Source organism: Paenirhodobacter ferrireducens (genome assembly GCF_004022265.1).
In the GTDB taxonomy this organism is placed as follows: domain Bacteria; phylum Pseudomonadota; class Alphaproteobacteria; order Rhodobacterales; family Rhodobacteraceae; genus Rhodobacter; species Rhodobacter ferrireducens.
This window is the reverse complement of the sequence record NZ_SAVB01000027.1, coordinates 39388-61017: the sequence shown is the minus strand read 5'-3', so window position 1 is coordinate 61017 and position 21630 is coordinate 39388. Positions and strand designations below refer to the sequence as shown.

The following is a 21630-nucleotide window of genomic DNA, read 5'->3' as shown; positions in this document are numbered from 1 at the left end:
CCTATGCCCAAAGCATTTCGTCATTCATCCAGTCGGCTTCGAGCGCGAACCCGCCCTCGCCCGCCGCAGCCCGCGCCACGGCCATCGCCGATGCAACCGCGCCGTCGATCTTGTCTTTCGACTTGCCCTTGTGGAACGCCATGTTCCCGGCCTTGTCCGTCACCACCTCGATATTGTCGAAGTTCCAGCGCAGGATCGGGTGCCCACCGTGGCGGAACCCGTGCCCGATTATGGCCCGTTCCAGCTCCTTCACCGCCGGGGCCATAGTGATCCAGCCTTGCCGCATCTCGACCGCAGGCAGTCCGTCTTCGAGAAGATTGTTCAGCATGTTGCGCGCAAGATGCGGGTCGAAGGCGATCTCGCGCACGTTGAACCGCGCACAGAGTTCCCTCAGTTCGTCTTCCACCCGGCGATAATCGACCACATTCCCCGGCGTCGGGATGATGAAGCCCTGTTCCGCCCATGTGGTATAGGGCACGCCGGAGCGGTCCTCCCGGTCGCGCAGGTTCTCTTCGGGGCAGAAGAACCACGGCCAGACCTGATAGCCGTCATCCCCGTCCTTCCAGCACGCCACCGCAACCGTCAGGTCAGAGTTCGACGACAGGTCAACACCGATCCAGCACGGCGCTTGCCTGGCTTCGAGGTCAGCCAGATCGACCGGGCCCCTGCCTTCGTCATAGATCGCCATGTCGACGAAGGGCTGCGTTGCGTGATCGAGCCAGATGTTCAGGTGAAGCTGTCGGAAGGCTTCCCGGTCGCCGATCCGACGCTGCCCCTCCCGGGCGAGCTGGCGAAGGCCCTCAATATCGGGATAGCCATGACGCAGACCGGGGTTCACCCGATACCAGATATCTTCGTCGGTCCAGTCGCAATCGCGCTCTGCCTCGAACAGAATGGGCAGGATCGACGGATCTTCGATCTCGCCGCGCGCCACCTTGCGGGCGTCCTCGACGATATCCCAAGCCACGTTCTCTTGCCCGCGCCCCGCCGTGGTCGCCACCACCAGAAGCGAACCGCGCGTCTTGGGCAGACCAGAGCGCAGCACATCCCAAAGGTCGCGCTTCGGCCATGCGTGCAATTCATCGGCCAGCACAAAGACAGGCGTGCGCCCATGCTGAACGCCCGCATCCGCCGAGATCGCCTTGCAGAAACTCCCAAGTTTCGGGAAGCTAATGGTGTTCTTGCTGTCGCGGATCGCCACCTTGGACGCCACCTTAGGATGCGCCAGCATCAGCCCTTTCAATTCCTCATAGGCAATGCGGGCCTGATCGCGCGCCGCAGCCGCACAGATCGCCTCGCCCCTCGGCATGGCTTCCGGGCCAATGGTATGCAGCGCCATGAGCAAGGCCGCGAGCGAGGTCTTGCGATTGCCACGCGGCACCAGAAGCACCGCCGTCTTGACGATCCGCGTGCCATCCTCATGGCGCGGGCCATAGATGCGCCGCACGATCCGCTCTTGCCACAGATCGAGTTGCACCGGCTGGCGGCTCTTGGGGTGCCGCAGCCTCTTGAGAAATGTCACCGCCCGTTCCCCGAAGCCCAGAGGGTCGGGGATTTCAGAACCGTCGTAGATCCATTCAGGAAAGGTCGAACGGGTCATCATCGTCCTCATCGTCTCGGATCGCGGGCCGCGAGCGGGACACGGGCGTCAACCCCATCTCCGCCCCGATCAGCCGCGCCGTCTTGATTGCCTCCGACTGGATGCCGACAGCCGGGTTGCGTTTGAGGCCCGTCTCGGTTTCCGTCACCAGCCCGAATTTCTGGATCAGCCGTTCGGCCTCGCGCGCCGTGCCAATGGCGATGCAGTAGTTTTCCAAGCCCCCGAGGTCCGCCGCCGACAGGATGCGCCGTGCCGCAAGGATCGGCATCACCCGCTCCCATTCCTCGCGCGCATCGGCCCCCATCCACTCGGGCGGATCGAGAACCGTCACCGCCTCGGGGTCTTCACGCAGTTCGGGTTTAACGCCTTTCATGCGTCACCCCCGATCTTCACCGTTTGCAGCTCCAGCCCGCGCCCGTTCTCGATCGGCACGACCTGCCGGATATCGTAGGCCGCACCGTCGAACCGGACGCGGTGCGAGGTCGTCACCCCGCCCGGATTGCGCACGCGAAAGGCCACCGTCACCTCGGTCACGTCGCCCCGGTCGCGCACGTATTCCTGCGCCGTCTGCTGGATCACCTCGGCCCGCAGGGTATAGACCACCGCCCCCGTCTCGACGGGCGTGCCGTAATCATCGACCGCCACCGAGGGGTCTTCGATCTGGATATGATGCCGCAGCTTTCCCGACTTCATGGCGCGTCCCCCGAGATCAGCACTTCGAGCGTCACCACCCCGTGCGAGGTCACCCCGTCAGGATCGCGCAGGAAGCGCGCAGAGGCCACCTTCTGCCCCGCGACGTGGTAAGGGGCCGGAAGGCTCAACCTGCCAGCCAGCGCGCCCCGGATTGCCGAAGCAATGCCCTTGACCCCCACAAGCGAGGCTTCCTCTTTCCAGATGTGGAGCGTGTGGACGATCTGCTCATGATCGCCCGCGAGGCTTGAGCCGTTGTCGATCACCTGACTTTCGCCCAGAATGATCGACGGGTTCGGAGCCGGGGCCGCGTTCATGTCGAGGATCTTCGATGCAGGCACCAGTGCCGTGACACCGCCGTCAGCCACCAAAGCCGCGCGGATCGCCTTTTGAAGTTCGAGGTCTGCACTCATGTCGCGGCCTCCTTCACGGCCTTCGAGATTGCCCGCTTGATCCGGTTGATCGCCCGCTTGCGCCCGAGCCTGTAGGCCGGGAAGAAGAACGGACGCGCCCTTGCACCATTGTGCTGTGCGCCGGTCTGGTTGCTTTTGCCCTTGAGCTTGCTGTTCGAGCCTTTGCCGATCGCATGGGCTTTCGTGCCGAACTCCACCCATCGGGCGTAATAGGCTTTGGCATCGCCCGCATAGATCGTGATCCGCATCGCCGCATTGTCGCCCACCGTGCCGATGCTCACGCTGCCCTTTGGCGCGTCGCCCCATGTCCAGCCGATGGACTTTTTCAGGTCGCCATCATCGACCGGACAAGCCGCCCTGGCGAGGTCGCAGATCTCTTCCGCCGAGGTCTCCATCGCCTTGCCCACACACTTCGAGGCAGAGCGCCCGAGCGCCTGCAGCTTTGCCTGAAAGCTGGCGAGGTCATCGGCCATCAGAAGGTGAACCCCCGATATTCGCGCACGATCTCACCCACCCCGAACAGGATGGGATCGGTGGCATCACCCGCGGCTTCGCGGTTCTCATACCAATGCGCGGCAAGCTGAAGCACGGCCTCGATCAGCGCGGGCGGCACTTCGTCCTGATCGACCGCGCCGAACTCTTCCTCGATCTTGAACCCGAGAAGACGCTCGATGTGGTTTTGCGCGGCCTTCGCCTTCACCTCGACAAGATCGTCGTCGATGGCGTCATCGAGGTTCAGTTGCGCCTTGACCTGTGCGGCGGTGACGATCATGTGTCTTCGCTCCTTGTGATCAGGCCCGTGAGTTGCAAGGTGACGTTGACCCGCGCCATGTCATCGGCGCTGTTCAGATCGTCGGTGAAGGCCGTGACATAGGCCGTCCATTCGCGTGACGTTCCGCCCGGAAAGGTGATCTTGAACGCCGGGGTCGCATCGAACGCGGCAAAGGCCGCATGAAGGGCGATCTGCCCCGCATCCGTGGGATCGAGCGCAAGGGTGAGGCTCATGGCCGAAGGGCGAAGGCTCTGCTTCATGAACTCGACCATGGGCACTTCGTTCGTTTCGCAAATCACCTGTTGATCGAGCATGCCCCACTCGCCGCCGAGACCGCTCAGGGTCTCGACGCCGGTGATCTGCACCCACCCGCTGCTGTCGATGAACAGCTTCGATCCTGATGCGGCGAACTTCATGGATTACTCCGCCGCCACCCTGACCACGTTCGAGTTGATCCAGAGCGTCGCCGTCAACGTGATGATGTTATCCGCCTCGGAAACCGCTTCCTGCGCCGTGCCGACCATCGCCGCAAAGAGCCGCGAAGATCCGTCCGGCAGTTCGACCTTGAAGGCGTAGTTGTCGCTCGTCGCCTCTGCCGCCTTGAGCGCGATCTGCCCGGCATCTGTCTCATCGAGGCCGCAGGTCAGTTCCATCGTGCCCGCATCTCTCGTGCCTTTGAACCGCCGCGTCCGCCCGTCTTCCAGAGAGGCGAAGGTGACCTCGTTGGCCGCATCGCCGAGCGTGCCGATCGACTGGACCTCTTTGATCTGGGTGAAGGTCTGCGAGGTGAAGTCAGCCGCGGCCACCGTGCCCGAGGTGATATCCATCGACGCCCCGATATAGATCTTTGCGCCGTTCGTGGTGAAAACTGTCATGTCAGTTCATCCCGTATTTGCGGCGCTCTTCTCGTTGCTTCGCGCCAGAGTGATGCTTCTTGCAAAGCGATTGCAGGTTCGTCGGATCGAGCCTGCGCTCAGGGGCAACGCGCCTTGGGATGATGTGATCAACATCCGTAGCAGGCGCGCCGCAGATCACGCAGAACGGGTGCTTCCTGATGTGACGGGCGCGCAGCTTGCGCCAGTCCGCCCCGAGGCCCCGCTCCGATGCGCTTGGCCGGTCCTTGTCGAACCGGGCCTTGCGCTCCGCGTCCCTCTTGATCTGGCACGGACATTTCACCCCCGAAGGAACGACATGCCCGCAGCCGCAGATATGAGGGGCGCGGGATGGCATCAGACCGCCATGACCAGCTTGCGGAAGGCCGCAGGCCGCACCACGTCAGCGCCAACGCGACGGCGCGCGTGATACCGGACCAGCCCGTTCACCCGCACCGAATAGGGGTCAGCGAGGATCGCCAGCGACAGCCGGTCATAGATCCGATAGCCCCGCATGAAGTCGCCGTAGATGATCGGCTGCGCATCTTCTGCGATATCAGGCATATCGACCGCCTCAACCACCGGACGCCCGAGGATCGTCTCAGGCTGACCCGCCTGATAGGATGGCTGCCACAGGTAACGTCCGTCGCCGTCTTTCAGGGTGCGGATCACGGCCAGCGTGTTGCCGTTCATCACCCAAGTGCCCGCATTGCGATAGGTCGCAGGCAGCGCATACATCAGCGCGATCAGGGCATCAGGATCGAGCGCGCTCACGCTGCCGTTGTCGGTCGTGGCAATCGTCGCATCCTGCATGAAGCCCTTGGGTTCGAGCGTCGTCGAGCCGTTGACGAAGGCAAGGCTTTCCTTCTGCCCGAAGTCCTCGGCCAGTGCGAGGTTGACCTCGGTCAGCACGTTCGAACTGTCTTCCGACATCTGGAGCGAGATATCGACATAGGTCGCGATCTCCTTCACCTCGATATCGGCCTGATCGAAGGTCGGCTCCGAGCCGGTGCGGGCCGTGGTTTCTCCCACCCAGACAGCGTTCGTGATGCCGGTGCGCTTCGGCAAGATCACCTTGGCCGAAGTCGTGCTGCGAACGTCCGCAATGGTGCGGATCGGGCTGAACTCGACCAGATTGCGGATGAACTCGCTCTCGACCTGTTCGGGGGCAAGGATGTGGTTCGCCGTATCCGCCGCCGTGGTCAGCGCCTTTCCTTCGGTCGTGCCGGTCGAGAGATAGGCCGCAAAGGCTTTCACCTCGTCCGTCGCCTCGGGCTTGGTCTCGGTGCCCGGGCGGTTCATCTTCGCTTCGATCTTGTCGAGGCGCGCCGTGAGGGCCGAAGTATCGGCCTTCTTTTCAATCTCGGTCATCTTGGCTTCGAGCGCCGCAATGCCGTCTTCATTTTCGCCTGCCATAGTCATGTCCTTTGCAGAGGTGATTTGCGCGCCCGGATGTGCCGGGACCGCGACGATGCTGATTTCCAGAAGTTCGAGGTCTTCAATCGTGCGCCCGCCCTTTTGACGGGGCAGCGCCTTGGCGGCCCGAAAGCCAATCGACAGGCCGCGCATCGCCCCTGCCTGCACCAGCGCCCGGACCTCTCGGGCACGCTGCACATCTTCGATCAACAGCCGCCCCTTGACCGTCAGACCCTCGGGCGTCTCACTGATTTCGTCCCAGACGCCGACCACCGTCTTCTGATCGTGGCTGTCGAGCATGGGCAAAGGAGCCGCCGCCTTGGCAAACGCCCCGGCCTCGATCACGTCCCCCACCCGATCCGGCGAACCGAACGGCCACGCCAAGCCGGTGATAGCGCCCGCGTCGTCAATCGACAGATCCGCTTTGATCTCGATCCGGTCCATCTCACAGCCCCCCGAAATTGCGACGGTCGCCCGCGAAAGCATCGACCTGCGCCTGAACCCAGGTGCCCGCGCGCAGGAAGCGCACCACGTTCTTGTGCGTGAAGGGCAGAAGCTGCCCGTCCTCGGTCATGTCCCAGTCAAGGAAACAGCGGGCGAGGCAGTCGAGCCGCGCCTTCTCGCGCTTCTCTGCCGTCAGCGTGCCGTCGAGTTCTGCATATTCCCCGAGGTCATCCGCCATGCGCAGCCGCGCCTTGGCCTGCGTGTCGCTGTCAGGGCCAGCGAGTTTGACCCGCATCCCCGTCAGCATCCCGGTCACCGGGTGCGCCAGTTCGAGCCACGCGCCGCGCTCATGATCGGCGGATGCAGAGATCAGGTCATTCAGTTCCATCTTCACCCTCGTCTGATTTTATCGGGCTAGCCTCATTGGGCTGCGACGATCCGGTGTTCGGGTTGGCGTATTCGTCGCCGCCCTCGTAAGGATCGAGGCCAAGCCATTCGCGGCCCTCGTTCGGGTTCAGCACCCGGCTTGCGATCAGGCTGTTGATCGCCATCGAACGGGTCGCCAGATCGGCCCGCGTCAGGTCATCACGGTCGAAGCGGATCGCGTATTTCGCCCGCTCGTCTGCCATGAACAGCGCCCGACGCAGCGCCCCTTCCATCGCCTTGATCCACGGATCGAGGCAGTAGGTCAGGAACTCCAGGTTCATCTGTTCCGCGTTCGACCACGTGGCGCGGCTCAGTTCGTAAATCATCGACGGCGGAACCCGGAACGCCCGCGCGATCTCGACAATCTGGAAGGTCCGCAGTTCGAGATACTGCGCATCGACGCTGTTGAAGGTCAGCGGAACGAAGTCGGCATCGTCGTAAAGGATCGCCGTTCGGCCCGTGTCGCCGTTCTCATGGGTCTGACGCCAGCCCTCACGCGCCCGCTTCACCGCCTCTTCACCCATCCCCTTCGGGAACTTGAGAAGGCCAGAAGGCCGCGCACCGTTGCCAAAGAGTTTCGAGCCGTGACGTTCCAGCACCGTCGCCAGCGCAATCGCCTCGCGTGCCAGAGACAAGGGGGCCCTGCCGAACGGGCTGCGCAAGTGAACCACGTTCTGCGAGGGGATCGGAGCGCCCTGCAAGCGGTAGGTCGGTTCGAGCGTCAGCGGATCGTAATCAACCGAGATCGCCCCCGGCGCATAGCGGATCACCTCGACCACGCGCCCGTTCACCCGGTTCACATAGGCAAGGCCCCCCTCATCGCGGGTCAGCGCGTCGATCATCAGATCGCGGATGAAGGTAAAGCCGTCCGTCCAGTCGTTCGCCTCGCCGCGCAGGATGCCCAGAAGCGGATGCGATTTCTCCTCGGTCTCGGCCCCATCCGTCCCCACGCGCTTCACCAGCACGTCGAGATCGGCCACCGCTTCCGAGATCAGCCGCACCGCCGAGGCCACAGCCGGAACCCGCAGCGCCGAGGCTGCCGTGACTGTCACGCCCGAGACAGTCGGCACAGCACCGAACAGCGACAGCAATGCGTCGTCAGGTTCGGACAGAGACTTGCGGGTGAACTTCGAGAGTATCTTGAACATGCCCTGAATATCGGGCTTATTCATCAGCTTAGGCAGCTAGCAAAACTGTGCAAAACGCAGGTTTTCAGTGGTTCTTTGGGCCTATAAAAAATCCCATTTAGAAAAAATCACGCGCGAGGCTCCCCGCGCCGGTCCCCTCAAGGGGGGCAAAGTCGGAGACCACCCCCCCCTTGTTGTGATGTAATGGGTCCGATCCGGTCCGATCTGCCGCCTTCGTCCTCAATCTGAGGTTGGACCGCACCCACGCGTGCCTCACGCGTCACTCACCCCGTCCGCCCTCGCTTCCACGCGTCAAGGTCATCCGGCTCCGCACACCAGGTGCCGCTGCCCTCCGGCTTGTTGATCGGCACTTGTGGGTGACGTGCCAGCTTGCGCACCTTGTCATGCGACACGCCGAGGTAACGGGCAATCGCACCGATGCCCCACAGCGTCGGACGCTTGCGCGGCACGAATGCCAGGTCGAAGGCCTCTGCCGTGAGAGGTTGGGCTGTCAGTCGTCTGTCGTGGTTCATTGCTCTTGTCCCGATAGTTTGCCTCTTCCATGCCTCCTGCGGGACACACCTATAGATGTGTGTCCCGTCTGTCCCGGGTCATGACGGGACATGTCCCGGTATTGTCCCGTCTGTCCCGCTCATGAGTATTTCCAGAGAAACGGCAGGATCGCAGGCGAGATAGACATCATCGGTCGCGGTCATCTTTCCGTAATCGACAAGGTCCTTGCGCACTCTCTGGAAGGCCTTCTTTTTGGCTTCCGAGGTGTCTCCCGTATGCTTTCGATAGAACTCCGCCCGCCAGTCCTCCAACTGCACGCCCTTGAACGCCCCATCATCCCAGACGCCATGAGCAAGGGCCGCTGTCTTGTATGTCGTGAGGCCAAGCATCTGCGTTGCCGTGAGGCGCACGCGCCTGACAACTGCCTCTCCTTCGACCAGCACCGCAGACGATCCGCCTCTTTCGAGATCAACCGTTTCCAGCGCAAAGACCTGATCGACGGGCGGCTCTGCGTCCTTCATCTTTGTGTTGGTCAGGGTCAGCGCATCCCCTTCCTTTTCGAGCCGGTATTCGAAGTCGAGGGCACCCTTGAGTGCCATAGCACCGCGTGCCCGTTGCTTCTCTGCATGGCCGGAATGGTGAACGATCAGTAGCACGCACTCGGGCCAGTTTGACCGCAGATCGTCCATCGCTGCGATGAACTGCCCCATCTCTTGGGTGCTGTTCTCGTCGCCTCCACCGAAGTTTCGGGCCAGAGTATCGACGACGATCAGCGCCGGTTCCCCGACCTTGGCAGCCAGTGAGCGCACAGCATTTGTGACCGATTGCGCTGATGCGCCGTCGAGGAACTGTGCCGCCCGTTCGCTCTTGAACATCGGCACGCCTTTCAGGCTGCGCCCGTGATGCTGCGCCCAGGCGTTGAAGCGACGCGCCAGACCGTTATGACCTTCGCCCGCAATATAGATCACGGTCCCCTGTTTTACCGCACGCCCGTGAAACGGCTCCCCAGTGGCTACGGACAAAGACAGGTCCGCCGCGAGGAATGACTTGCCGCAACCCGGATCCCCAAAGAGAAGGCCAAGCGTCTCTGTCTCGATCAACCCTTCGGCAAGGAATACAGGCGGGCGATATTCCAGATCTCCGACCGCAACGAGGTTGAAGGTCTTTGGAGCAACCGCCTTCTGCGCAGGGGTCTGCAACAGATAGAAGATCGTGCCCGCGTTCGAAGTCCCGTCCGGCTTGGCCGTATCCCAGACCCGTTCGGCCTCGCCTTGCTTCTTTTCGCCGGGGAAGCGATTGCAGAAGTCCAGCCACGCCTCTCGCCCGTCATCTCCGAGAGCGTGCTTGAGGGCGAAGCAGAGCCGCACCCAATCTTCGCGCGACAGGTCATTCGGGGCGTCAGCAAGCCGATGCAGGATCAACAGCCGGTCGTCTTCCGTGACGGTCTGCTTTGCCCCTTCCGGCGCACCAGCCTTGCGAGGCACCCAATCGGGGCACGGTTCCGGCTCGTCGTCAGTCTCGAAGCGATATTGCCCGCCCTCAAAGGTCGATGGTTCGAGGAGGATATAGCCCTTGTGCTTGATATCGACGCCTTGGCACAGCTTTCCCAGATACTCGACGCCTTGCTCTGCCTGATAGATGTAGTGGGTTCCGCCGCGCGCCGATTTCTGGATCAGTGTCCACGGGGCTTCACGGCCTTCGATATAGTTCTGCCAGCCGCAATCGGGCTTGTATGTGTCCGCATCCAGCACCACGAGGCCAGAGGCTTCGAGGTTCAATCCGATGTTCGCATCCGGCCATTGCATCCACCATTTGCGCACCTGATCTGGGTCAGACGTGGCGTTGTGATAGCCGCCGTGTCCGGTCAGGTGATCGGACTTGGTGCCGTCCCGGAGCGGGCACACCTTCCAGCCGCGCCCGGCGTATGCGAGCGCGGCCTGTCCTTTTTCTGAGAGGGTTTCGGTTCTTGCGTTCAAGCCCGCCCCTCCTTCTTGTGCAGCCGCACGTGATGCTTGCGGCACAGCCAGATCACCTTGAGCGGGAAGCGATAGTCTGGGTGATGGGCTTCGGATTTCGGATTGCCACAAACCGCGCAGGGCTGTGACTCGATCTCGCCGCGCCGCTTGGCGCGATCAACGGCAAGGTGCGCGTGGTAACGGCTGGGGTGAGCCAGCCGCCACGCCTTTTGACGTGTTACCTCCATCCTAGAGACCGTCCCGCTCCGAGAAGTCGAAGTCCGGGTCGAGGCGAACACCATCCGACACGTAGGAGCGGACCAGCTTGCGCATGTAGGTGAGTTGCGAGGCACTCGGATCCCATCCGGGACGCATTGCCTGCAACTCGATCTTTTCCGCGAACGCCCAGTCTTGCGAGCTCATCGGCACACGAATCATCACGGTGGGCCAGAGACGGATGCACTCTTCGGCGCTATGTTCAGGGGTGAACATCTTGGAACGGAAGGCGCGCATCAGTCCACCTCCCAATTCACGCTGTCAATCACGTCGATCAGCGCCGCGAGCATCGAGACAACCGCTTCCAGATCAAGCCGGTCGCTGCGGTAACCCCCAAACATCACGTCGGCGTTCAGTCCCGTGTCGGTGGCGAGGATGTGGGTCTGAAGGATGCTGATCGCGAACCGCAGGTTGTCTTCGGGCGTGCCCATCTTCACGGGGGTGAACTTGAACATATCGCTCATTCCGCACCCCCGATCTTGCGCAGAGACACGCTGTCGAGGCCGTTGTTCAGTTCGTCGGCCATGGATTGGATCTTCGCAAGCAAGGCCACCGCAATATCGTGATGCTCCTTGTAGTCGATCACGGCATTCAGGGCCTCGGCCAGGCATTCCAGCTGCAACGCCTTCGTCTGCATATCGCTGAGGTAGGTCGCAAGTTCCTTTCTCATGCCTGCACCTCCGCGCGGGAACCGATCCACTCGACCACATCGCAGACGCGCCAGAACGACTTGCGCCCAATCTTCACGGCCTTCGGGAAGCCAGCTTCCGGGTTATGTGTCAGGCGATACAGCGTTGCTTCGCTGATGCCGCCGAGAAGTTCCTTGCGCATGGCCGCAGGTGCCATGAGGCGCGACGGGTGCTCCATGCCTGTCTCAGACACGGATTGCGGAATCATCACCGTCATGGGATGTTGCCTCCTGATTGAGGGTTTCCTTGGTCACCGGGGCAGCGGGGGCGTGGTCGCCAAACTGGACCCCCGCTGCCTTCATCATTGCGCGAACCGCGCGAACCACTTCCGAGTTTTGACTTGAACGGTTGAGCGCTGCTTGTTGCTCAAGCCATTTCTTCATCTCGACGGGGAAGCGGATACCGACCTGAATGGTCTGCATATTCCCTCCTTATGGTCACAACGTGTGAGTATAGTCACACTGAGTGAGCATTGCGTCAAGGGGCTATAGTCACATATTGTGATTTTCTATCGGAATACGGATAGGGGCAGATCCAAATGGCACGAAGCAAGAATGAAGAGACGGGCCAGATCGTTATCCGTCCGCCTGCGGGGATGCGGGCCCGGATCAAAGCCGCCGCCGAAGCGAACAATCGCTCCATGAACGCCGAGATCGTGGCCACGCTGGAGGAGAAGTATCCTGCTCCCGATGACGACCTGGATAGCGCGACAATGACCGAATGGATGGACTATGTCGACAATGCGACCAGCTCCCACGACAGGATAGACCGCATTGAGCAAATCAATGATAGGCTTTCAAAGAGCCCTAAGTATGGCTTTCTTCAGATAAAACTCGTCGACATGAAAGATGGGAACTCCGCAGCCTTTTTCACAACGAAGGATAAGTGGACAGACCTTTCCGCTAAGTTTCTGGCAGACGAATCTGATGACCAGAAATGACAACGCCCGGCAGGCTCTCACCTCCGGGCGCAATACGTCTGTTGGCATCGTTGCAAGGGGGGCTCTTTTTGTCAAGCGTGCGGATAGCCCTCTGCCATCCGAAGGCAGCGCCCGTTCACGATACGCCCCTCTTGCCGCGCGCAGCGTCGACGTGTCGAAGATCCCCGTCCTCGTCGCGGCCTAACCCCTGATCCGCACCACATTATCGGCCTTGCCGTTGACGATCTGCTCCACCAGACCCGCCCAAGCATCGAGCGCCTTGCGCTTTTCGTCGGCATAGTCGTGGCGCTGATAGACCGCAACAATCCCGCCGCCTGTGCCCGAGACATGGTTCAGCACCGCCTCGGTCACGCGCACAGGGATACCGATCCGGGCCATGCCGGTCGCGGCTGTCCTGCGCAGGTCATGGAATATCCAGTGAGGGATTTCGACCGGCTCGCCCCGCTCCTTTGAGGCGATGGCGTTCATGCGGGCGTTGAGTATTTTCATGGCCCTGCTGAAGCCACTGACAGGCGTCTTGCCCGTCGTGGTGAAGATATACCCGGCGGGAGAGTCGAGCCTGCGCAGGCCTGCTATGGTGGTGCGCACGGGGTCGGTCAGCGGCACATCATGCGGGTGCCCGTTCTTCGTTCGCTCCGCCGCGAGGTGCCACACATCGCCGTCGATCTCAGCATCGGTCATCTGAGAAACCTCGCGGAGACGCTGCCCTGTGAGCAGAAGCAAGCGCGCCATAGGACCGAACGGATATGCGGCCTCTCCTGTCGCCTGCCAGAGCCACCGGATTTCATCGTCGGTCAGCACCCGGTCACGCTTGTATTCCTTCACCGGGGCTTTGACCCCCAAAGTTGGAGGCACTTCAATGATGTCGCGGCTGGCACACCAGTTGAAGAACTTGGACAGGATTGTCCTGATCCGGTTCGCCGTCACCGCCGTGCCCGCGTCAACGATCCCATCGAGAAGGTCGATCACGTCGCGCCGGGTGATGGACTGGATTTCCCGCTCTCCCCAGACAGGCAAGACATGAATGTTGAGCCGCTGACGGGTGCCGCGCCCATCACGCAGCTTCGAAAGGTGGCGTCTATCGAACTGTTCGATCAGCGTCTTGACCTTGTCGCGCTCCGTGAGTTCCGCCTCTGCCCGGTCCGCCTTTGCGCGCTTTCTCTCAGCGGCAGGGTTCACGCCTTCCTCTATCCGGCCTTGCGTATCAGCCGCCGCCTTGCGCGCATCCGCCAGCCCCATCAGAGGCCAGCGCCCGAGCGTCAGCTTGGCAGGCTTCCCGCCGAACCGATACCGCAGCGCCCATGATTTCACCCCCGAAGGCTGAACGACCAGATACAGCCCCGCCAACGCCGGGTCCGGTATCTCAATTCGTCTCGAAGGGTTCGGCTTGAGGTTTTCGACGGTCTTCGCAGTCAGGGATTTGGGCATCTCATGCGCTCCGGGGTAACGCTGGGGTAACACTTTCGGGTGGCTGCAAGAGAATGCTCGTGAACGCTTGGGAATGCAATAGAACGTATCAAGCGACGTAATATCAATGCCTTAGTAAAATATTACGAATGTTTCAGACACCCAGAGAACGGAACTGAAAGCTGCTGAAATGCAAGGCTTTCGGTCTCCAAAACCGAGGGTCGTGGGTTCGAGTCCCCCAACCCCTGCCAGGCCGCTTTCCGGACATCGCGACACATCAGACGGGCGGCAAGCCGCTTGTAATCCTGTGGCCGAGCGCGTATCTGGAGCCGGTCGCGAACAAGAGGATCACGTGCATGGCAAACCCCGTTCAGTTCCTGCAGCAGGTGCGCTCGGAAGTGGGCAAGATTGCCTGGCCGACCCGCCGGGAAGTTTTCCTGACGACGGTCATGGTCTTCGTGATGGCGGCGCTGACGGCGCTGTTCTTCTCGCTCGTCGACTGGGCGATCCGCCTCGGCGTCACCGCGGTGATCGGCTGAGGCGGCAAGGCTGCGGCCCCGCGCAATTTGCTTGAAATCATGGGGCTGGGGCGCTAAAGGGGCGGGACCTTTCCGGAACCGGCGTGCAACGATTCGGGTCGTGCGCGCTTTTTTGTTCCGGAATTCGGGGGAACCCGTTGGGGAAATGGAATTTTCGGCGGTCACCGCCGGTGGAAGAGGCAGTGGGCATGGCGAAGCGGTGGTATTCGGTGAGCGTTCTCTCGAACTTCGAGAAGAAGGTCGCCGAGCAGATCAAGCAGGCCGTGGTCGAGAAGGGCCTCGAGGATGAGATCGAAGAGGTTCTCGTTCCCACCGAAGAGGTGATCGAGATTCGTCGTGGCAAGAAGGTCACCTCGGAGCGCCGCTTCATGCCCGGCTATGTGCTGGTGCGGATGGAGATGAGCGACCGGGGCTATCACCTGATCACCTCGATCAACCGGGTCACCGGCTTCCTCGGCCCGCAGGGGCGGCCGACGCCGATGCGCGACGCCGAGGTGAACGCGATGCTGAACCGCACCAGCGAATCGGGTGAGGCGGTCGCGCCGCGCAACCTGATCCGCTTCGAGGTCGGCGAGAATGTGAACGTGACCGACGGGCCCTTCGAGGGCTTCTCGGGCATGGTCGAGGAGGTCGACGATGCGGCAGGCCGCCTGAAGGTCACCGTGTCGATCTTCGGCCGGCCGACGCCGGTCGAGCTGGAATTCACCCAGGTGTCCAAGGTCGCCTGAGTGGGAGCTGCGGGAGGCGAGGGCGACGCCCCGGACCGCACCGCTAAACTTCGCGCCTGATGGCGTGACAGTGAAAAGGAGCAGGCCAGATGGCCAAGAAAGTTATCGGGCAGCTGAAGCTGCAAATCAAGGCCGGGCAGGCCAACCCCTCCCCGCCGGTCGGCCCCGCGCTCGGTCAGCGCGGGATCAACATCATGGAATTCTGCAAGGCGTTCAACGCTCGCACGCAGGAAATGGAACAGGGTTCGCCCGTTCCGGTGGTGATTACCTACTACGCCGACAAGTCGTTCACCTTCGAGACCAAGACCTCGCCCGCCTCCTTCCTGCTGAAGAAGGCCGCCGGTCTGAAGCCTGTCGGCAAGCGCAACCGTCCGAAGGGCTCGGCGAAGCCGGGCCGCGAGGTTGCCGGCACCGTGACCGCCGCCCAGGTGCGTGCGATCGCCGAAGCCAAGATGAAGGACCTGAACGCGAACGACGTCGAAGCCGCGATGCACATCATCCTGGGCTCGGCGAAGTCGATCGGTATCGAGGTTAAGGGGTAAGCCATGGCGAAGCTGGGTAAACGCACGGCCGCCGCGCGCGCCGCTTTCGAAGGCAAGGCGAACCTCTCGGTCGAGGACGCCGTCAAGCTGATCAAGTCGGCCGCTGCGGCGAAGTTCGACGAGACGCTTGAAATCGCCATGAACCTGGGTGTGGACCCGCGTCACGCTGACCAGATGGTCCGCGGCGTGGTCCAGCTGCCGAACGGCACGGGCAAGACCGTGCGCGTGGCGGTGTTCGCCCGCGCGGCCAAGGCTGACGAGGCCAAGGCTGCCGGTGCCGATATCGTCGGCGCCGAGGACCTGATGGAAACCATCCAGTCGGGCAAGATCGAGTTCGATCGCTGCATCGCGACGCCGGACATGATGCCGCTGGTCGGCCGTCTGGGCAAGATCCTCGGGCCGCGCAACCTGATGCCGAACCCGAAGGTCGGCACCGTGACCATGGACGTCGCCAACGCGGTCAAGGCCGCGAAGGGCGGTGAGGTCCAGTTCAAGGTCGAGAAGGCCGGCGTGATCCACGGCGGCATCGGCAAGGTCTCGTTCACCGAGGAAGCCCTCGCCCAGAACGTGCGCGCCTTCGTCGAGGCCGTGTCGAAGGCGAAGCCCGCCGGCGCGAAGGGCACCTACCTGAAGAAGGTGTCGCTGAGCTCGACCATGGGCCCGGGCGTGACCGTCGACCTGTCGTCGGCGACCGCCAACTGAGAATTTGCCGGGAAACCGGCGAATGGCGGGGCGGTGACGCCCCGTCCTGTCCGAGACGGAGGGAGCCGGTTCCCGGCTTAATATCCTTCCTGAGATGGGGAACGAGAAATTCCGGGGGTGACCTCGGGCGATCTTCTCGGGAACCGATCGGACCCGACCTCCGGGCAATCGCCCGAAGGAAATGAGAGCAGGGGGGAAACCCCCGAACTTGGAGTGTAACCGTGGATAGAGCCCAGAAAGAGAAAGTGGTCGAGGAACTCGGCCAGATCTTCGCAAGCTCTGGCGTCGTGGTGGTTGCCCACTACGAAGGCATGACGGTTGCTCAGATGCAGGACCTCCGGGCGCGCATGCGCGAAGCCGGTGGTTCGGTCCGCGTTGCCAAGAACACGCTCGCCAAGATCGCCCTTGAAGGAAAACCCTGCGAAAGCATGGGGAAACTTCTGACGGGGATGACCGTCCTTGCCTTCTCCGAAGACCCGGTGGCTGCGGCCAAGGTCTCGGTGGACTACGCCAAGGCGAACGACAAGTTCGCCATCCTTGGCGGGGCCATGGGCACGGAGGCTCTGGATCCGGCCGGTGTCAAAACCGTGGCTGCCATGCCGTCGCGCGAAGAGCTCATCGCTCAGATCGCCTCGTGCATCGGTGCTCCGGCTTCGAACATCGCCGGCGCCATTGGCGCGCCTGCTTCGAACATCGCGGGTATCCTCAAGACTCTTGAGGAGCGGGAAGCCGCCTGACGCAACCAATTGCCTTCGTCGGAACCGACGTTGGATAACCCTATATCAGAATGGAACGGAAAAATGGCCGATCTTAAAGCCCTTGCCGAGCAGATTGTTAACCTGACCCTGCTCGAAGCCCAGGAACTGAAAACCATCCTCAAGGATGAATACGGCATCGAGCCGGCTGCCGGTGGCGCCGTCATGATGGCTGGCCCGGCTGCTGGCCCGGCTGAAGCCGCCGAAGAAAAGACCGAGTTCGACGTCGTCCTGACCGACGCCGGCGCGAACAAGATCAACGTGATCAAGGAAGTCCGCGCGATCACCGGCCTTGGCCTCAAGGAAGCCAAGGACCTGGTCGAAGCTGGCGGCAAGGTCAAGGAAGGCGCGGCGAAGGCCGAAGCCGAAGAGATCAAGAAGAAGCTCGAAGAAGCCGGCGCCAAGGTCGAGCTCAAGTAATCGGGCCGGATGCGTCTGCATCCGCTTCTGTGAAAATGGGCTGGGTCCGGGGTCTTCCCGGGCCCAGCCGAACCTGTCTTGGCGAGGGCTTCGGCCCGAAGCCTTGTCCAAGGCGGCGTTCGCGGTTCGGGAGCCTTCCGGTGGGACGGAAGGCAGGTATGGAACCGCCCCCCTTGATCGCCACGCGCCGCGCACCGGGCCCCGACGGTGCGTGCGCCCGCGAAACGACGAAAGGTCACGACGAGCATGGCTCAAGCTTACGTTGGTCAGAAGCGCATCCGCCGTTACTACGGTAAAATCCGCGAAGTCCTTGAAATGCCGAACCTCATCGAGGTTCAGAAAGCGTCCTACGATCTGTTCCTGCGCTCGGGCGATGCCGACAAGCCGCTGGATGGCGAGGGCCTCCAGGGCGTGTTCCAGTCGGTCTTCCCGATCAAGGATTTCAACGACAACGCGATCCTCGAATTCGTGAAATACGAACTCGAGAAGCCGAAGTTCGACGTCGAAGAATGCATGCAGCGGGACCTGACCTATTCCGCGCCGCTGAAGGTCACGCTCCGGCTGATCGTGTTCGATGTCGACGAGACGACGGGCGCGCGTTCGGTCAAGGACATCAAGGAGCAGGACGTGTACATGGGCGACATGCCGCTCATGACCTCGAACGGCACCTTCATCGTGAACGGCACCGAGCGTGTCATCGTGTCGCAGATGCACCGCTCCCCGGGCGTGTTCTTCGACCATGACCGCGGCAAGACCCATTCCTCGGGCAAGCTGCTGTTCGCCTGCCGCATCATTCCCTATCGCGGCTCGTGGCTCGATTTCGAGTTCGACGCGAAGGACCTGGTGTTCGCGCGCATCGACCGTCGCCGGAAACTCCCGGTGACGACGCTGCTGTACGCGCTTGGTCTCGACCAGGAAGGCATCATGGATGCCTATTACAACACCGTCACCTTCCGCGCCGAGGGCAAGCGTGGCTGGGTCACGAAGTTCTTCCCCGAGCGCGTGCGCGGCACCCGTCCGACCTATGACCTGATCGACGCCGCCACCGGCGAGGTGATCCTGAATGCCGGCGAGAAGGCCACGCCGCGCATGGTCAAGAAGTGGAGCGACGAGGGCAAGGTCACCGAGCTGCTCGTTCCCTTCGAGCACATCCTCGGCCGCTATTGCGCCAAGGATCTGGTGAACGACCGCACCGGCTTCATCTATATCGAGGCCGGCGAGGAGCTGACCGCGGAATATGACAAGGAAGGCCAGCTCTCGGGTGGCTCGATCAAGACGCTGATCGACAACGGCATCACCGAGGTGCCGGTGCTCGACATCGACAACGTCACCGTCGGCCCCTACATCCGCAACACCATGGCTGCGGACAAGAACTGGAACCGCGACACGGCGCTGATGGATATCTATCGCGTCATGCGTCCGGGCGAGCCGCCGACCGTGGAAGCCGCCTCGACGATGTTCGACGGGCTGTTCTTCGACTCCGAACGCTATGACCTCTCGGCCGTCGGCCGCGTGAAGATGAACATGCGCCTCGACCTCGATGCGCCCGACACGCAGCGCACGCTGCGCAAGGACGACATCATCGCCTGCATCAAGGGCCTGGTGGAACTGCGTGACGGCAAGGGCGAGATCGACGACATCGACCACCTCGGCAACCGCCGCGTGCGCTCGGTCGGCGAGCTGATGGAAAATCAGTATCGCGTCGGCCTGCTGCGCATGGAGCGCGCGATCAAGGAACGCATGTCCTCGGTCGAGATCGACACGGTGATGCCGCAGGACCTGATCAACGCGAAGCCCGCGGCGGCTGCGGTGCGCGAGTTCTTCGGCTCGTCGCAGCTCAGCCAGTTCATGGACCAGACCAACCCGCTGTCGGAAGTGACGCACAAGCGGCGCCTGTCGGCCCTCGGGCCGGGCGGTCTGACCCGCGAGCGCGCCGGCTTCGAGGTACGCGACGTGCACCCCACGCACTACGGCCGCATGTGCCCGATCGAGACGCCGGAAGGTCAGAACATCGGTCTGATCAACTCGCTCGCCACTTTCGCGCGGGTGAACAAGTATGGCTTCATCGAAACCCCCTACCGCAAGGTCGTGGACGGCAAGGTGACCGACGAGGTCGTCTACATGTCGGCCACCGAGGAAATGCGCCACACCATCGCGCAGGCGAACGCCAAGCTCGATGCCGAGGGCCGTTTCGTCGACGAGCTGATCTCGACCCGTCAGTCGGGCGAGTTCATGCTGAACCCGGCCGAGGCGGTGGACCTGATCGACGTGTCGCCGAAACAGCTGGTTTCGGTCGGTGCGGCGCTCATTCCCTTCCTTGAAAACGACGACGCCAACCGCGCCCTGATGGGCGCGAACATGCAGCGTCAGGCGGTTCCGCTGCTGCGTGCCGAGGCGCCCTTCGTCGGCACCGGCATGGAAGCGACCGTGGCGCGCGACTCGGGCGCCGCGATCATGGCGAACCGCGGCGGCATCGTCGACCAGGTCGACGCGCAGCGTATCGTGATCCGGGCGACGGAAGATCTGGGCATCGGCGACGCCGGCGTCGACATCTACCGTCTGCGCAAGTTCAAGCGCTCGAACCAGTCCTCGACCATCAACCAGCGCCCGATCGTGAAGGTGGGCGACCAGGTGGCGAAGGGCCAGGTGATCGCCGACGGTCCGTCGACCGAGCTCGGTGAACTGGCGCTCGGCCGCAACGTGGTCGTCGCCTTCATGCCCTGGCAGGGCTACAACTACGAAGACTCGATCCTCGTGTCGGAGCGCATCCACCACGACGACGTGTTCACCTCGATCCACATCGAGGAATACGAAGTCGCGGCGCGTGACACCAAGCTCGGGCCGGAAGAGATCACCCGCGACATCCCGAACGTCGGCGAGGAAGCGCTGCGCAACCTCGACGAGGCGGGCATCGTCTACATCGGCGCCGAAGTGGGGCCGGGCGACATCCTCGTGGGCAAGATCACGCCGAAGGGCGAAAGCCCGATGACGCCGGAAGAGAAACTTCTGCGCGCCATCTTCGGCGAAAAGGCGTCGGACGTGCGCGATACCTCGCTGCGCCTGCCGCCGGGAGCCTATGGCACGATCGTCGAAGTGCGTGTCTTCAACCGTCACGGCGTCGACAAGGACGAGCGTGCGCTGCAGATCGAGCGTGAGGAAGTCGAACGTCTGGCCCGTGACCGGGACGACGAGCTCGCCATTCTCGAGCGCAACATCTACGCGCGTCTGCGCTCGCTGATCCTCGGCAAGGTCGCGGTGAAGGGGCCGAAGGGCGTGAAGCCGGGGTCGGAAGTGACGCCGGAACTGCTGGGCACCCTCTCGAAGGGCCAGTGGTGGCAGCTCGCGCTTGAAAACGAGGCCGATGCCAAGGAAGTCGAGGCGCTGAACGACCAGTTCGACGCGCAGAAGCGTGCCCTCGATCTGCGGTTCGAGGACAAGGTCGAGAAGGTCCGTCAGGGCGACGACCTGCCTCCGGGCGTGATGAAGATGGTCAAGGTCTTCGTCGCGGTGAAGCGCAAGCTGCAGGCCGGCGACAAGATGGCAGGCCGCCACGGCAACAAGGGTGTCGTCTCGAAGGTCGTTCCGAAGGAAGACATGCCCTTCCTCGCCGACGGCACTCCGGTCGACCTCGTGCTGAACCCGCTGGGCGTGCCGTCGCGCATGAACGTCGGTCAGATCCTCGAGACGCACATGGGCTGGGCGGCCCGCGGCCTCGGGTTGAAGATCGACGAGGCGCTGCGCGAATACCGGCGTTCGGGCGACATGACCCCGGTGCGTGATGCGATGCGGTACGGCTATGGCGACGAGACCTATGAAGAGGTCTTCTCGGACATGGACAGCGACCGCTTCGTCGAATGCGCCGAGAACGTGCGTGGTGGCGTGCCGATCGCGACCCCGGTCTTCGACGGCGCCAAGGAAGCGGACGTCAACGATGCGCTGACGCGCGCGGGCTTCGATACCTCGGGTCAGTCGGACGTCTATGACGGCCGCACCGGCGAGAAGTTCGCCCGCAAGGTCACCGTCGGCGTGAAGTACTTCCTCAAGCTGCACCACCTTGTCGACGACAAGATGCACGCACGCTCGACCGGTCCGTACTCGCTCGTCACCCAGCAGCCGCTGGGTGGTAAGGCGCAGTTCGGCGGCCAACGTCTCGGCGAGATGGAAGTCTGGGCCCTCGAAGCCTACGGCGCCGCCTACACCCTGCAGGAAATGCTGACGGTGAAGTCGGACGACGTGGCAGGCCGGACCAAGGTCTATGAGTCGATCGTCAAGGGTGAGGACAACTTCGAGGCGGGCGTGCCCGAATCGTTCAACGTTCTCGTGAAAGAGGTCCGGGGCCTCGGCCTCAACATGGAACTCCTGGACTCGGAGGAAGAGGAGTGAGCGCCGCGGCGCTCACCACCC

29 protein-coding genes are annotated in these 21630 nt (G+C 62.7%); 8 read left to right on the top strand and 21 right to left on the bottom strand.

Going from position 1 to position 21630, the window contains the following annotated elements; translation table 11 throughout:
* Position 1: 1 nt before the first annotated feature.
* The 20 genes from EOW65_RS17755 to EOW65_RS20145 form a co-directional block, all read right to left on the bottom strand.
* Positions 2-1600 (bottom strand): terminase large subunit, encoded by a 1599-nt coding sequence (locus EOW65_RS17755; RefSeq protein WP_128151701.1) that lies wholly within the window; start codon positions 1598-1600, stop codon positions 2-4.
* Complete coding sequence (locus tag EOW65_RS17750) at positions 1578-1973, bottom strand: phage terminase small subunit P27 family (RefSeq protein ID WP_128151699.1); 396 nt, start codon at positions 1971-1973, stop codon at positions 1578-1580. The genes EOW65_RS17755 and EOW65_RS17750 overlap by 23 nt, the downstream gene beginning before the upstream one ends.
* Positions 1970-2293, bottom strand: coding sequence for a phage head closure protein (locus EOW65_RS17745; protein ID WP_128151697.1), 324 nt, complete (start codon positions 2291-2293; stop codon positions 1970-1972). The genes EOW65_RS17750 and EOW65_RS17745 overlap by 4 nt, the downstream gene beginning before the upstream one ends.
* Positions 2290-2703 (bottom strand): DUF3168 domain-containing protein, encoded by a 414-nt coding sequence (locus EOW65_RS17740; RefSeq protein WP_128151695.1) that lies wholly within the window; start codon positions 2701-2703, stop codon positions 2290-2292. Before EOW65_RS17740 ends, EOW65_RS17745 begins: the two co-directional genes overlap by 4 nt.
* Positions 2700-3176: an HK97-gp10 family putative phage morphogenesis protein gene (locus EOW65_RS17735; RefSeq protein ID WP_128151693.1), complete on the bottom strand. Its 477-nt coding sequence runs from the start codon at positions 3174-3176 to the stop codon at positions 2700-2702. The genes EOW65_RS17740 and EOW65_RS17735 overlap by 4 nt, the downstream gene beginning before the upstream one ends.
* Positions 3176-3475, bottom strand: coding sequence for a head-tail connector protein (locus EOW65_RS17730; RefSeq protein ID WP_128151691.1), 300 nt, complete (start codon positions 3473-3475; stop codon positions 3176-3178). The genes EOW65_RS17735 and EOW65_RS17730 overlap by 1 nt, the downstream gene beginning before the upstream one ends.
* Positions 3472-3891, bottom strand: a complete 420-nt coding sequence (locus EOW65_RS17725; protein ID WP_128151689.1) for a phage tail tube protein — start codon at positions 3889-3891, stop codon at positions 3472-3474. The genes EOW65_RS17730 and EOW65_RS17725 overlap by 4 nt, the downstream gene beginning before the upstream one ends.
* 3 nt (positions 3892-3894) lie before the next feature.
* The gene (locus EOW65_RS17720) at positions 3895-4350 is read right to left on the bottom strand and encodes a phage tail tube protein (RefSeq protein WP_128151687.1); all 456 of its coding nucleotides are present in this window, start codon (positions 4348-4350) and stop codon (positions 3895-3897) included.
* Between the two features lies 1 nt (position 4351).
* On the bottom strand, positions 4352-4705 hold the full coding sequence (locus tag EOW65_RS17715) for an HNH endonuclease (protein ID WP_128151685.1): 354 nt from the start codon (positions 4703-4705) through the stop codon (positions 4352-4354).
* Positions 4705-6207, bottom strand: coding sequence for a phage major capsid protein (locus EOW65_RS17710; RefSeq protein ID WP_128151683.1), 1503 nt, complete (start codon positions 6205-6207; stop codon positions 4705-4707). Before EOW65_RS17710 ends, EOW65_RS17715 begins: the two co-directional genes overlap by 1 nt.
* Position 6208: 1 nt before the next feature.
* Positions 6209-6595: a hypothetical protein gene (locus EOW65_RS17705; RefSeq protein ID WP_128151681.1), complete on the bottom strand. Its 387-nt coding sequence runs from the start codon at positions 6593-6595 to the stop codon at positions 6209-6211.
* Complete coding sequence (locus EOW65_RS17700; protein ID WP_240664770.1) at positions 6582-7805, bottom strand: phage portal protein; 1224 nt, start codon at positions 7803-7805, stop codon at positions 6582-6584. The genes EOW65_RS17705 and EOW65_RS17700 overlap by 14 nt, the downstream gene beginning before the upstream one ends.
* Before the next feature lie 239 nt (positions 7806-8044).
* Positions 8045-8293 carry a DNA-binding protein gene (locus EOW65_RS17695; protein ID WP_128151677.1) on the bottom strand — a complete coding sequence of 83 codons (249 nt, stop codon included), beginning with the start codon at positions 8291-8293 and terminating at the stop codon, positions 8045-8047.
* Positions 8294-8371: 78 nt separating this feature from the next.
* Positions 8372-10249: an AAA family ATPase gene (locus tag EOW65_RS17690; RefSeq protein WP_128151675.1), complete on the bottom strand. Its 1878-nt coding sequence runs from the start codon at positions 10247-10249 to the stop codon at positions 8372-8374.
* Positions 10246-10476, bottom strand: coding sequence for a hypothetical protein (locus EOW65_RS17685; RefSeq protein ID WP_128151673.1), 231 nt, complete (start codon positions 10474-10476; stop codon positions 10246-10248). The genes EOW65_RS17690 and EOW65_RS17685 overlap by 4 nt, the downstream gene beginning before the upstream one ends.
* Before the next feature lies 1 nt (position 10477).
* Positions 10478-10741, bottom strand: coding sequence for a hypothetical protein (locus EOW65_RS17680; protein ID WP_128151671.1), 264 nt, complete (start codon positions 10739-10741; stop codon positions 10478-10480).
* A complete protein-coding gene (locus EOW65_RS17675) occupies positions 10741-10968 on the bottom strand; it encodes a hypothetical protein (RefSeq protein ID WP_128151669.1) in 228 nt (75 codons plus the stop codon). Before EOW65_RS17675 ends, EOW65_RS17680 begins: the two co-directional genes overlap by 1 nt.
* Entirely contained in the window at positions 10965-11174 is a 210-nt protein-coding gene (locus tag EOW65_RS17670) for a hypothetical protein (protein WP_128151667.1), read from the bottom strand. Before EOW65_RS17670 ends, EOW65_RS17675 begins: the two co-directional genes overlap by 4 nt.
* Positions 11171-11410: a helix-turn-helix transcriptional regulator gene (locus EOW65_RS17665; RefSeq protein ID WP_128151665.1), complete on the bottom strand. Its 240-nt coding sequence runs from the start codon at positions 11408-11410 to the stop codon at positions 11171-11173. The genes EOW65_RS17670 and EOW65_RS17665 overlap by 4 nt, the downstream gene beginning before the upstream one ends.
* Entirely contained in the window at positions 11379-11615 is a 237-nt protein-coding gene (locus tag EOW65_RS20145) for a hypothetical protein (protein ID WP_206364093.1), read from the bottom strand. The genes EOW65_RS17665 and EOW65_RS20145 overlap by 32 nt, the downstream gene beginning before the upstream one ends.
* A 116-nt stretch (positions 11616-11731) precedes the next feature.
* Here EOW65_RS20145 and EOW65_RS17655 point away from each other — a divergent pair, with 116 nt between their 5' ends.
* Positions 11732-12133 (top strand): Arc family DNA-binding protein, encoded by a 402-nt coding sequence (locus EOW65_RS17655; RefSeq protein WP_128151663.1) that lies wholly within the window; start codon positions 11732-11734, stop codon positions 12131-12133.
* A gap of 180 nt (positions 12134-12313) precedes the next feature.
* On the opposite strand, the gene EOW65_RS17650 is transcribed toward EOW65_RS17655, so the two are convergent.
* Positions 12314-13561, bottom strand: coding sequence for a tyrosine-type recombinase/integrase (locus EOW65_RS17650; protein ID WP_128151661.1), 1248 nt, complete (start codon positions 13559-13561; stop codon positions 12314-12316).
* 335 nt (positions 13562-13896) lie between these two features.
* Here EOW65_RS17650 and secE point away from each other — a divergent pair, with 335 nt between their 5' ends.
* From secE to rpoB, 7 genes are all read left to right on the top strand, one after another.
* Complete coding sequence (secE, locus tag EOW65_RS17645) at positions 13897-14079, top strand: preprotein translocase subunit SecE (protein WP_113901717.1); 183 nt, start codon at positions 13897-13899, stop codon at positions 14077-14079.
* A 188-nt stretch (positions 14080-14267) separates the two neighbouring features.
* On the top strand, positions 14268-14807 hold the full coding sequence (gene nusG, locus EOW65_RS17640; RefSeq protein ID WP_113901718.1) for a transcription termination/antitermination protein NusG: 540 nt from the start codon (positions 14268-14270) through the stop codon (positions 14805-14807).
* An 89-nt stretch (positions 14808-14896) separates the two neighbouring features.
* Positions 14897-15349: a 50S ribosomal protein L11 gene (gene rplK / locus EOW65_RS17635; protein ID WP_113901719.1), complete on the top strand. Its 453-nt coding sequence runs from the start codon at positions 14897-14899 to the stop codon at positions 15347-15349.
* A 3-nt stretch (positions 15350-15352) separates the two neighbouring features.
* Positions 15353-16051 (top strand): 50S ribosomal protein L1, encoded by a 699-nt coding sequence (gene rplA, locus EOW65_RS17630; protein ID WP_113901720.1) that lies wholly within the window; start codon positions 15353-15355, stop codon positions 16049-16051.
* 221 nt (positions 16052-16272) lie between these two features.
* Positions 16273-16788 carry a 50S ribosomal protein L10 gene (rplJ, locus tag EOW65_RS17625; RefSeq protein ID WP_128151659.1) on the top strand — a complete coding sequence of 172 codons (516 nt, stop codon included), beginning with the start codon at positions 16273-16275 and terminating at the stop codon, positions 16786-16788.
* 63 nt (positions 16789-16851) lie between these two features.
* Positions 16852-17226, top strand: a complete 375-nt coding sequence (gene rplL, locus EOW65_RS17620) for a 50S ribosomal protein L7/L12 (RefSeq protein ID WP_113901722.1) — start codon at positions 16852-16854, stop codon at positions 17224-17226.
* Positions 17227-17472: 246 nt separating this feature from the next.
* Positions 17473-21609, top strand: coding sequence for a DNA-directed RNA polymerase subunit beta (gene rpoB / locus EOW65_RS17615; protein ID WP_128151657.1), 4137 nt, complete (start codon positions 17473-17475; stop codon positions 21607-21609).
* The last annotated feature ends 21 nt before the right edge of the window (positions 21610-21630 follow it).

Bases quoted from the DNA above. Each gene is read 5' to 3' on its own strand.
- EOW65_RS17755 (WP_128151701.1), bottom strand. From the start codon at position 1,600: ATGACCCGTTCGACCTTTCCTGAATGGATCTACGACGGTTCTGAAATC.
- EOW65_RS17750 (WP_128151699.1), bottom strand. From the start codon at position 1,973: ATGAAAGGCGTTAAACCCGAACTGCGTGAAGACCCCGAGGCGGTGACG.
- EOW65_RS17745 (WP_128151697.1), bottom strand. From the start codon at position 2,293: ATGAAGTCGGGAAAGCTGCGGCATCATATCCAGATCGAAGACCCCTCG.
- EOW65_RS17740 (WP_128151695.1), bottom strand. From the start codon at position 2,703: ATGAGTGCAGACCTCGAACTTCAAAAGGCGATCCGCGCGGCTTTGGTG.
- EOW65_RS17735 (WP_128151693.1), bottom strand. From the start codon at position 3,176: ATGGCCGATGACCTCGCCAGCTTTCAGGCAAAGCTGCAGGCGCTCGGG.
- EOW65_RS17730 (WP_128151691.1), bottom strand. From the start codon at position 3,475: ATGATCGTCACCGCCGCACAGGTCAAGGCGCAACTGAACCTCGATGAC.
- EOW65_RS17725 (WP_128151689.1), bottom strand. From the start codon at position 3,891: ATGAAGTTCGCCGCATCAGGATCGAAGCTGTTCATCGACAGCAGCGGG.
- EOW65_RS17720 (WP_128151687.1), bottom strand. From the start codon at position 4,350: ATGACAGTTTTCACCACGAACGGCGCAAAGATCTATATCGGGGCGTCG.
- EOW65_RS17715 (WP_128151685.1), bottom strand. From the start codon at position 4,705: ATGCCATCCCGCGCCCCTCATATCTGCGGCTGCGGGCATGTCGTTCCT.
- EOW65_RS17710 (WP_128151683.1), bottom strand. From the start codon at position 6,207: ATGGACCGGATCGAGATCAAAGCGGATCTGTCGATTGACGACGCGGGC.
- EOW65_RS17705 (WP_128151681.1), bottom strand. From the start codon at position 6,595: ATGGAACTGAATGACCTGATCTCTGCATCCGCCGATCATGAGCGCGGC.
- EOW65_RS17700 (WP_240664770.1), bottom strand. From the start codon at position 7,805: ATGAATAAGCCCGATATTCAGGGCATGTTCAAGATACTCTCGAAGTTC.
- EOW65_RS17695 (WP_128151677.1), bottom strand. From the start codon at position 8,293: ATGAACCACGACAGACGACTGACAGCCCAACCTCTCACGGCAGAGGCC.
- EOW65_RS17685 (WP_128151673.1), bottom strand. From the start codon at position 10,476: ATGGAGGTAACACGTCAAAAGGCGTGGCGGCTGGCTCACCCCAGCCGT.
- EOW65_RS17680 (WP_128151671.1), bottom strand. From the start codon at position 10,741: ATGCGCGCCTTCCGTTCCAAGATGTTCACCCCTGAACATAGCGCCGAA.
- EOW65_RS17675 (WP_128151669.1), bottom strand. From the start codon at position 10,968: ATGAGCGATATGTTCAAGTTCACCCCCGTGAAGATGGGCACGCCCGAA.
- EOW65_RS17670 (WP_128151667.1), bottom strand. From the start codon at position 11,174: ATGAGAAAGGAACTTGCGACCTACCTCAGCGATATGCAGACGAAGGCG.
- EOW65_RS17665 (WP_128151665.1), bottom strand. From the start codon at position 11,410: ATGACGGTGATGATTCCGCAATCCGTGTCTGAGACAGGCATGGAGCAC.
- EOW65_RS20145 (WP_206364093.1), bottom strand. From the start codon at position 11,615: ATGCAGACCATTCAGGTCGGTATCCGCTTCCCCGTCGAGATGAAGAAA.
- EOW65_RS17655 (WP_128151663.1), top strand. From the start codon at position 11,732: ATGGCACGAAGCAAGAATGAAGAGACGGGCCAGATCGTTATCCGTCCG.
- EOW65_RS17650 (WP_128151661.1), bottom strand. From the start codon at position 13,561: ATGCCCAAATCCCTGACTGCGAAGACCGTCGAAAACCTCAAGCCGAAC.
- secE (WP_113901717.1), top strand. From the start codon at position 13,897: ATGGCAAACCCCGTTCAGTTCCTGCAGCAGGTGCGCTCGGAAGTGGGC.
- nusG (WP_113901718.1), top strand. From the start codon at position 14,268: ATGGCGAAGCGGTGGTATTCGGTGAGCGTTCTCTCGAACTTCGAGAAG.
- rplK (WP_113901719.1), top strand. From the start codon at position 14,897: ATGGCCAAGAAAGTTATCGGGCAGCTGAAGCTGCAAATCAAGGCCGGG.
- rplA (WP_113901720.1), top strand. From the start codon at position 15,353: ATGGCGAAGCTGGGTAAACGCACGGCCGCCGCGCGCGCCGCTTTCGAA.
- rplL (WP_113901722.1), top strand. From the start codon at position 16,852: ATGGCCGATCTTAAAGCCCTTGCCGAGCAGATTGTTAACCTGACCCTG.
- rpoB (WP_128151657.1), top strand. From the start codon at position 17,473: ATGGCTCAAGCTTACGTTGGTCAGAAGCGCATCCGCCGTTACTACGGT.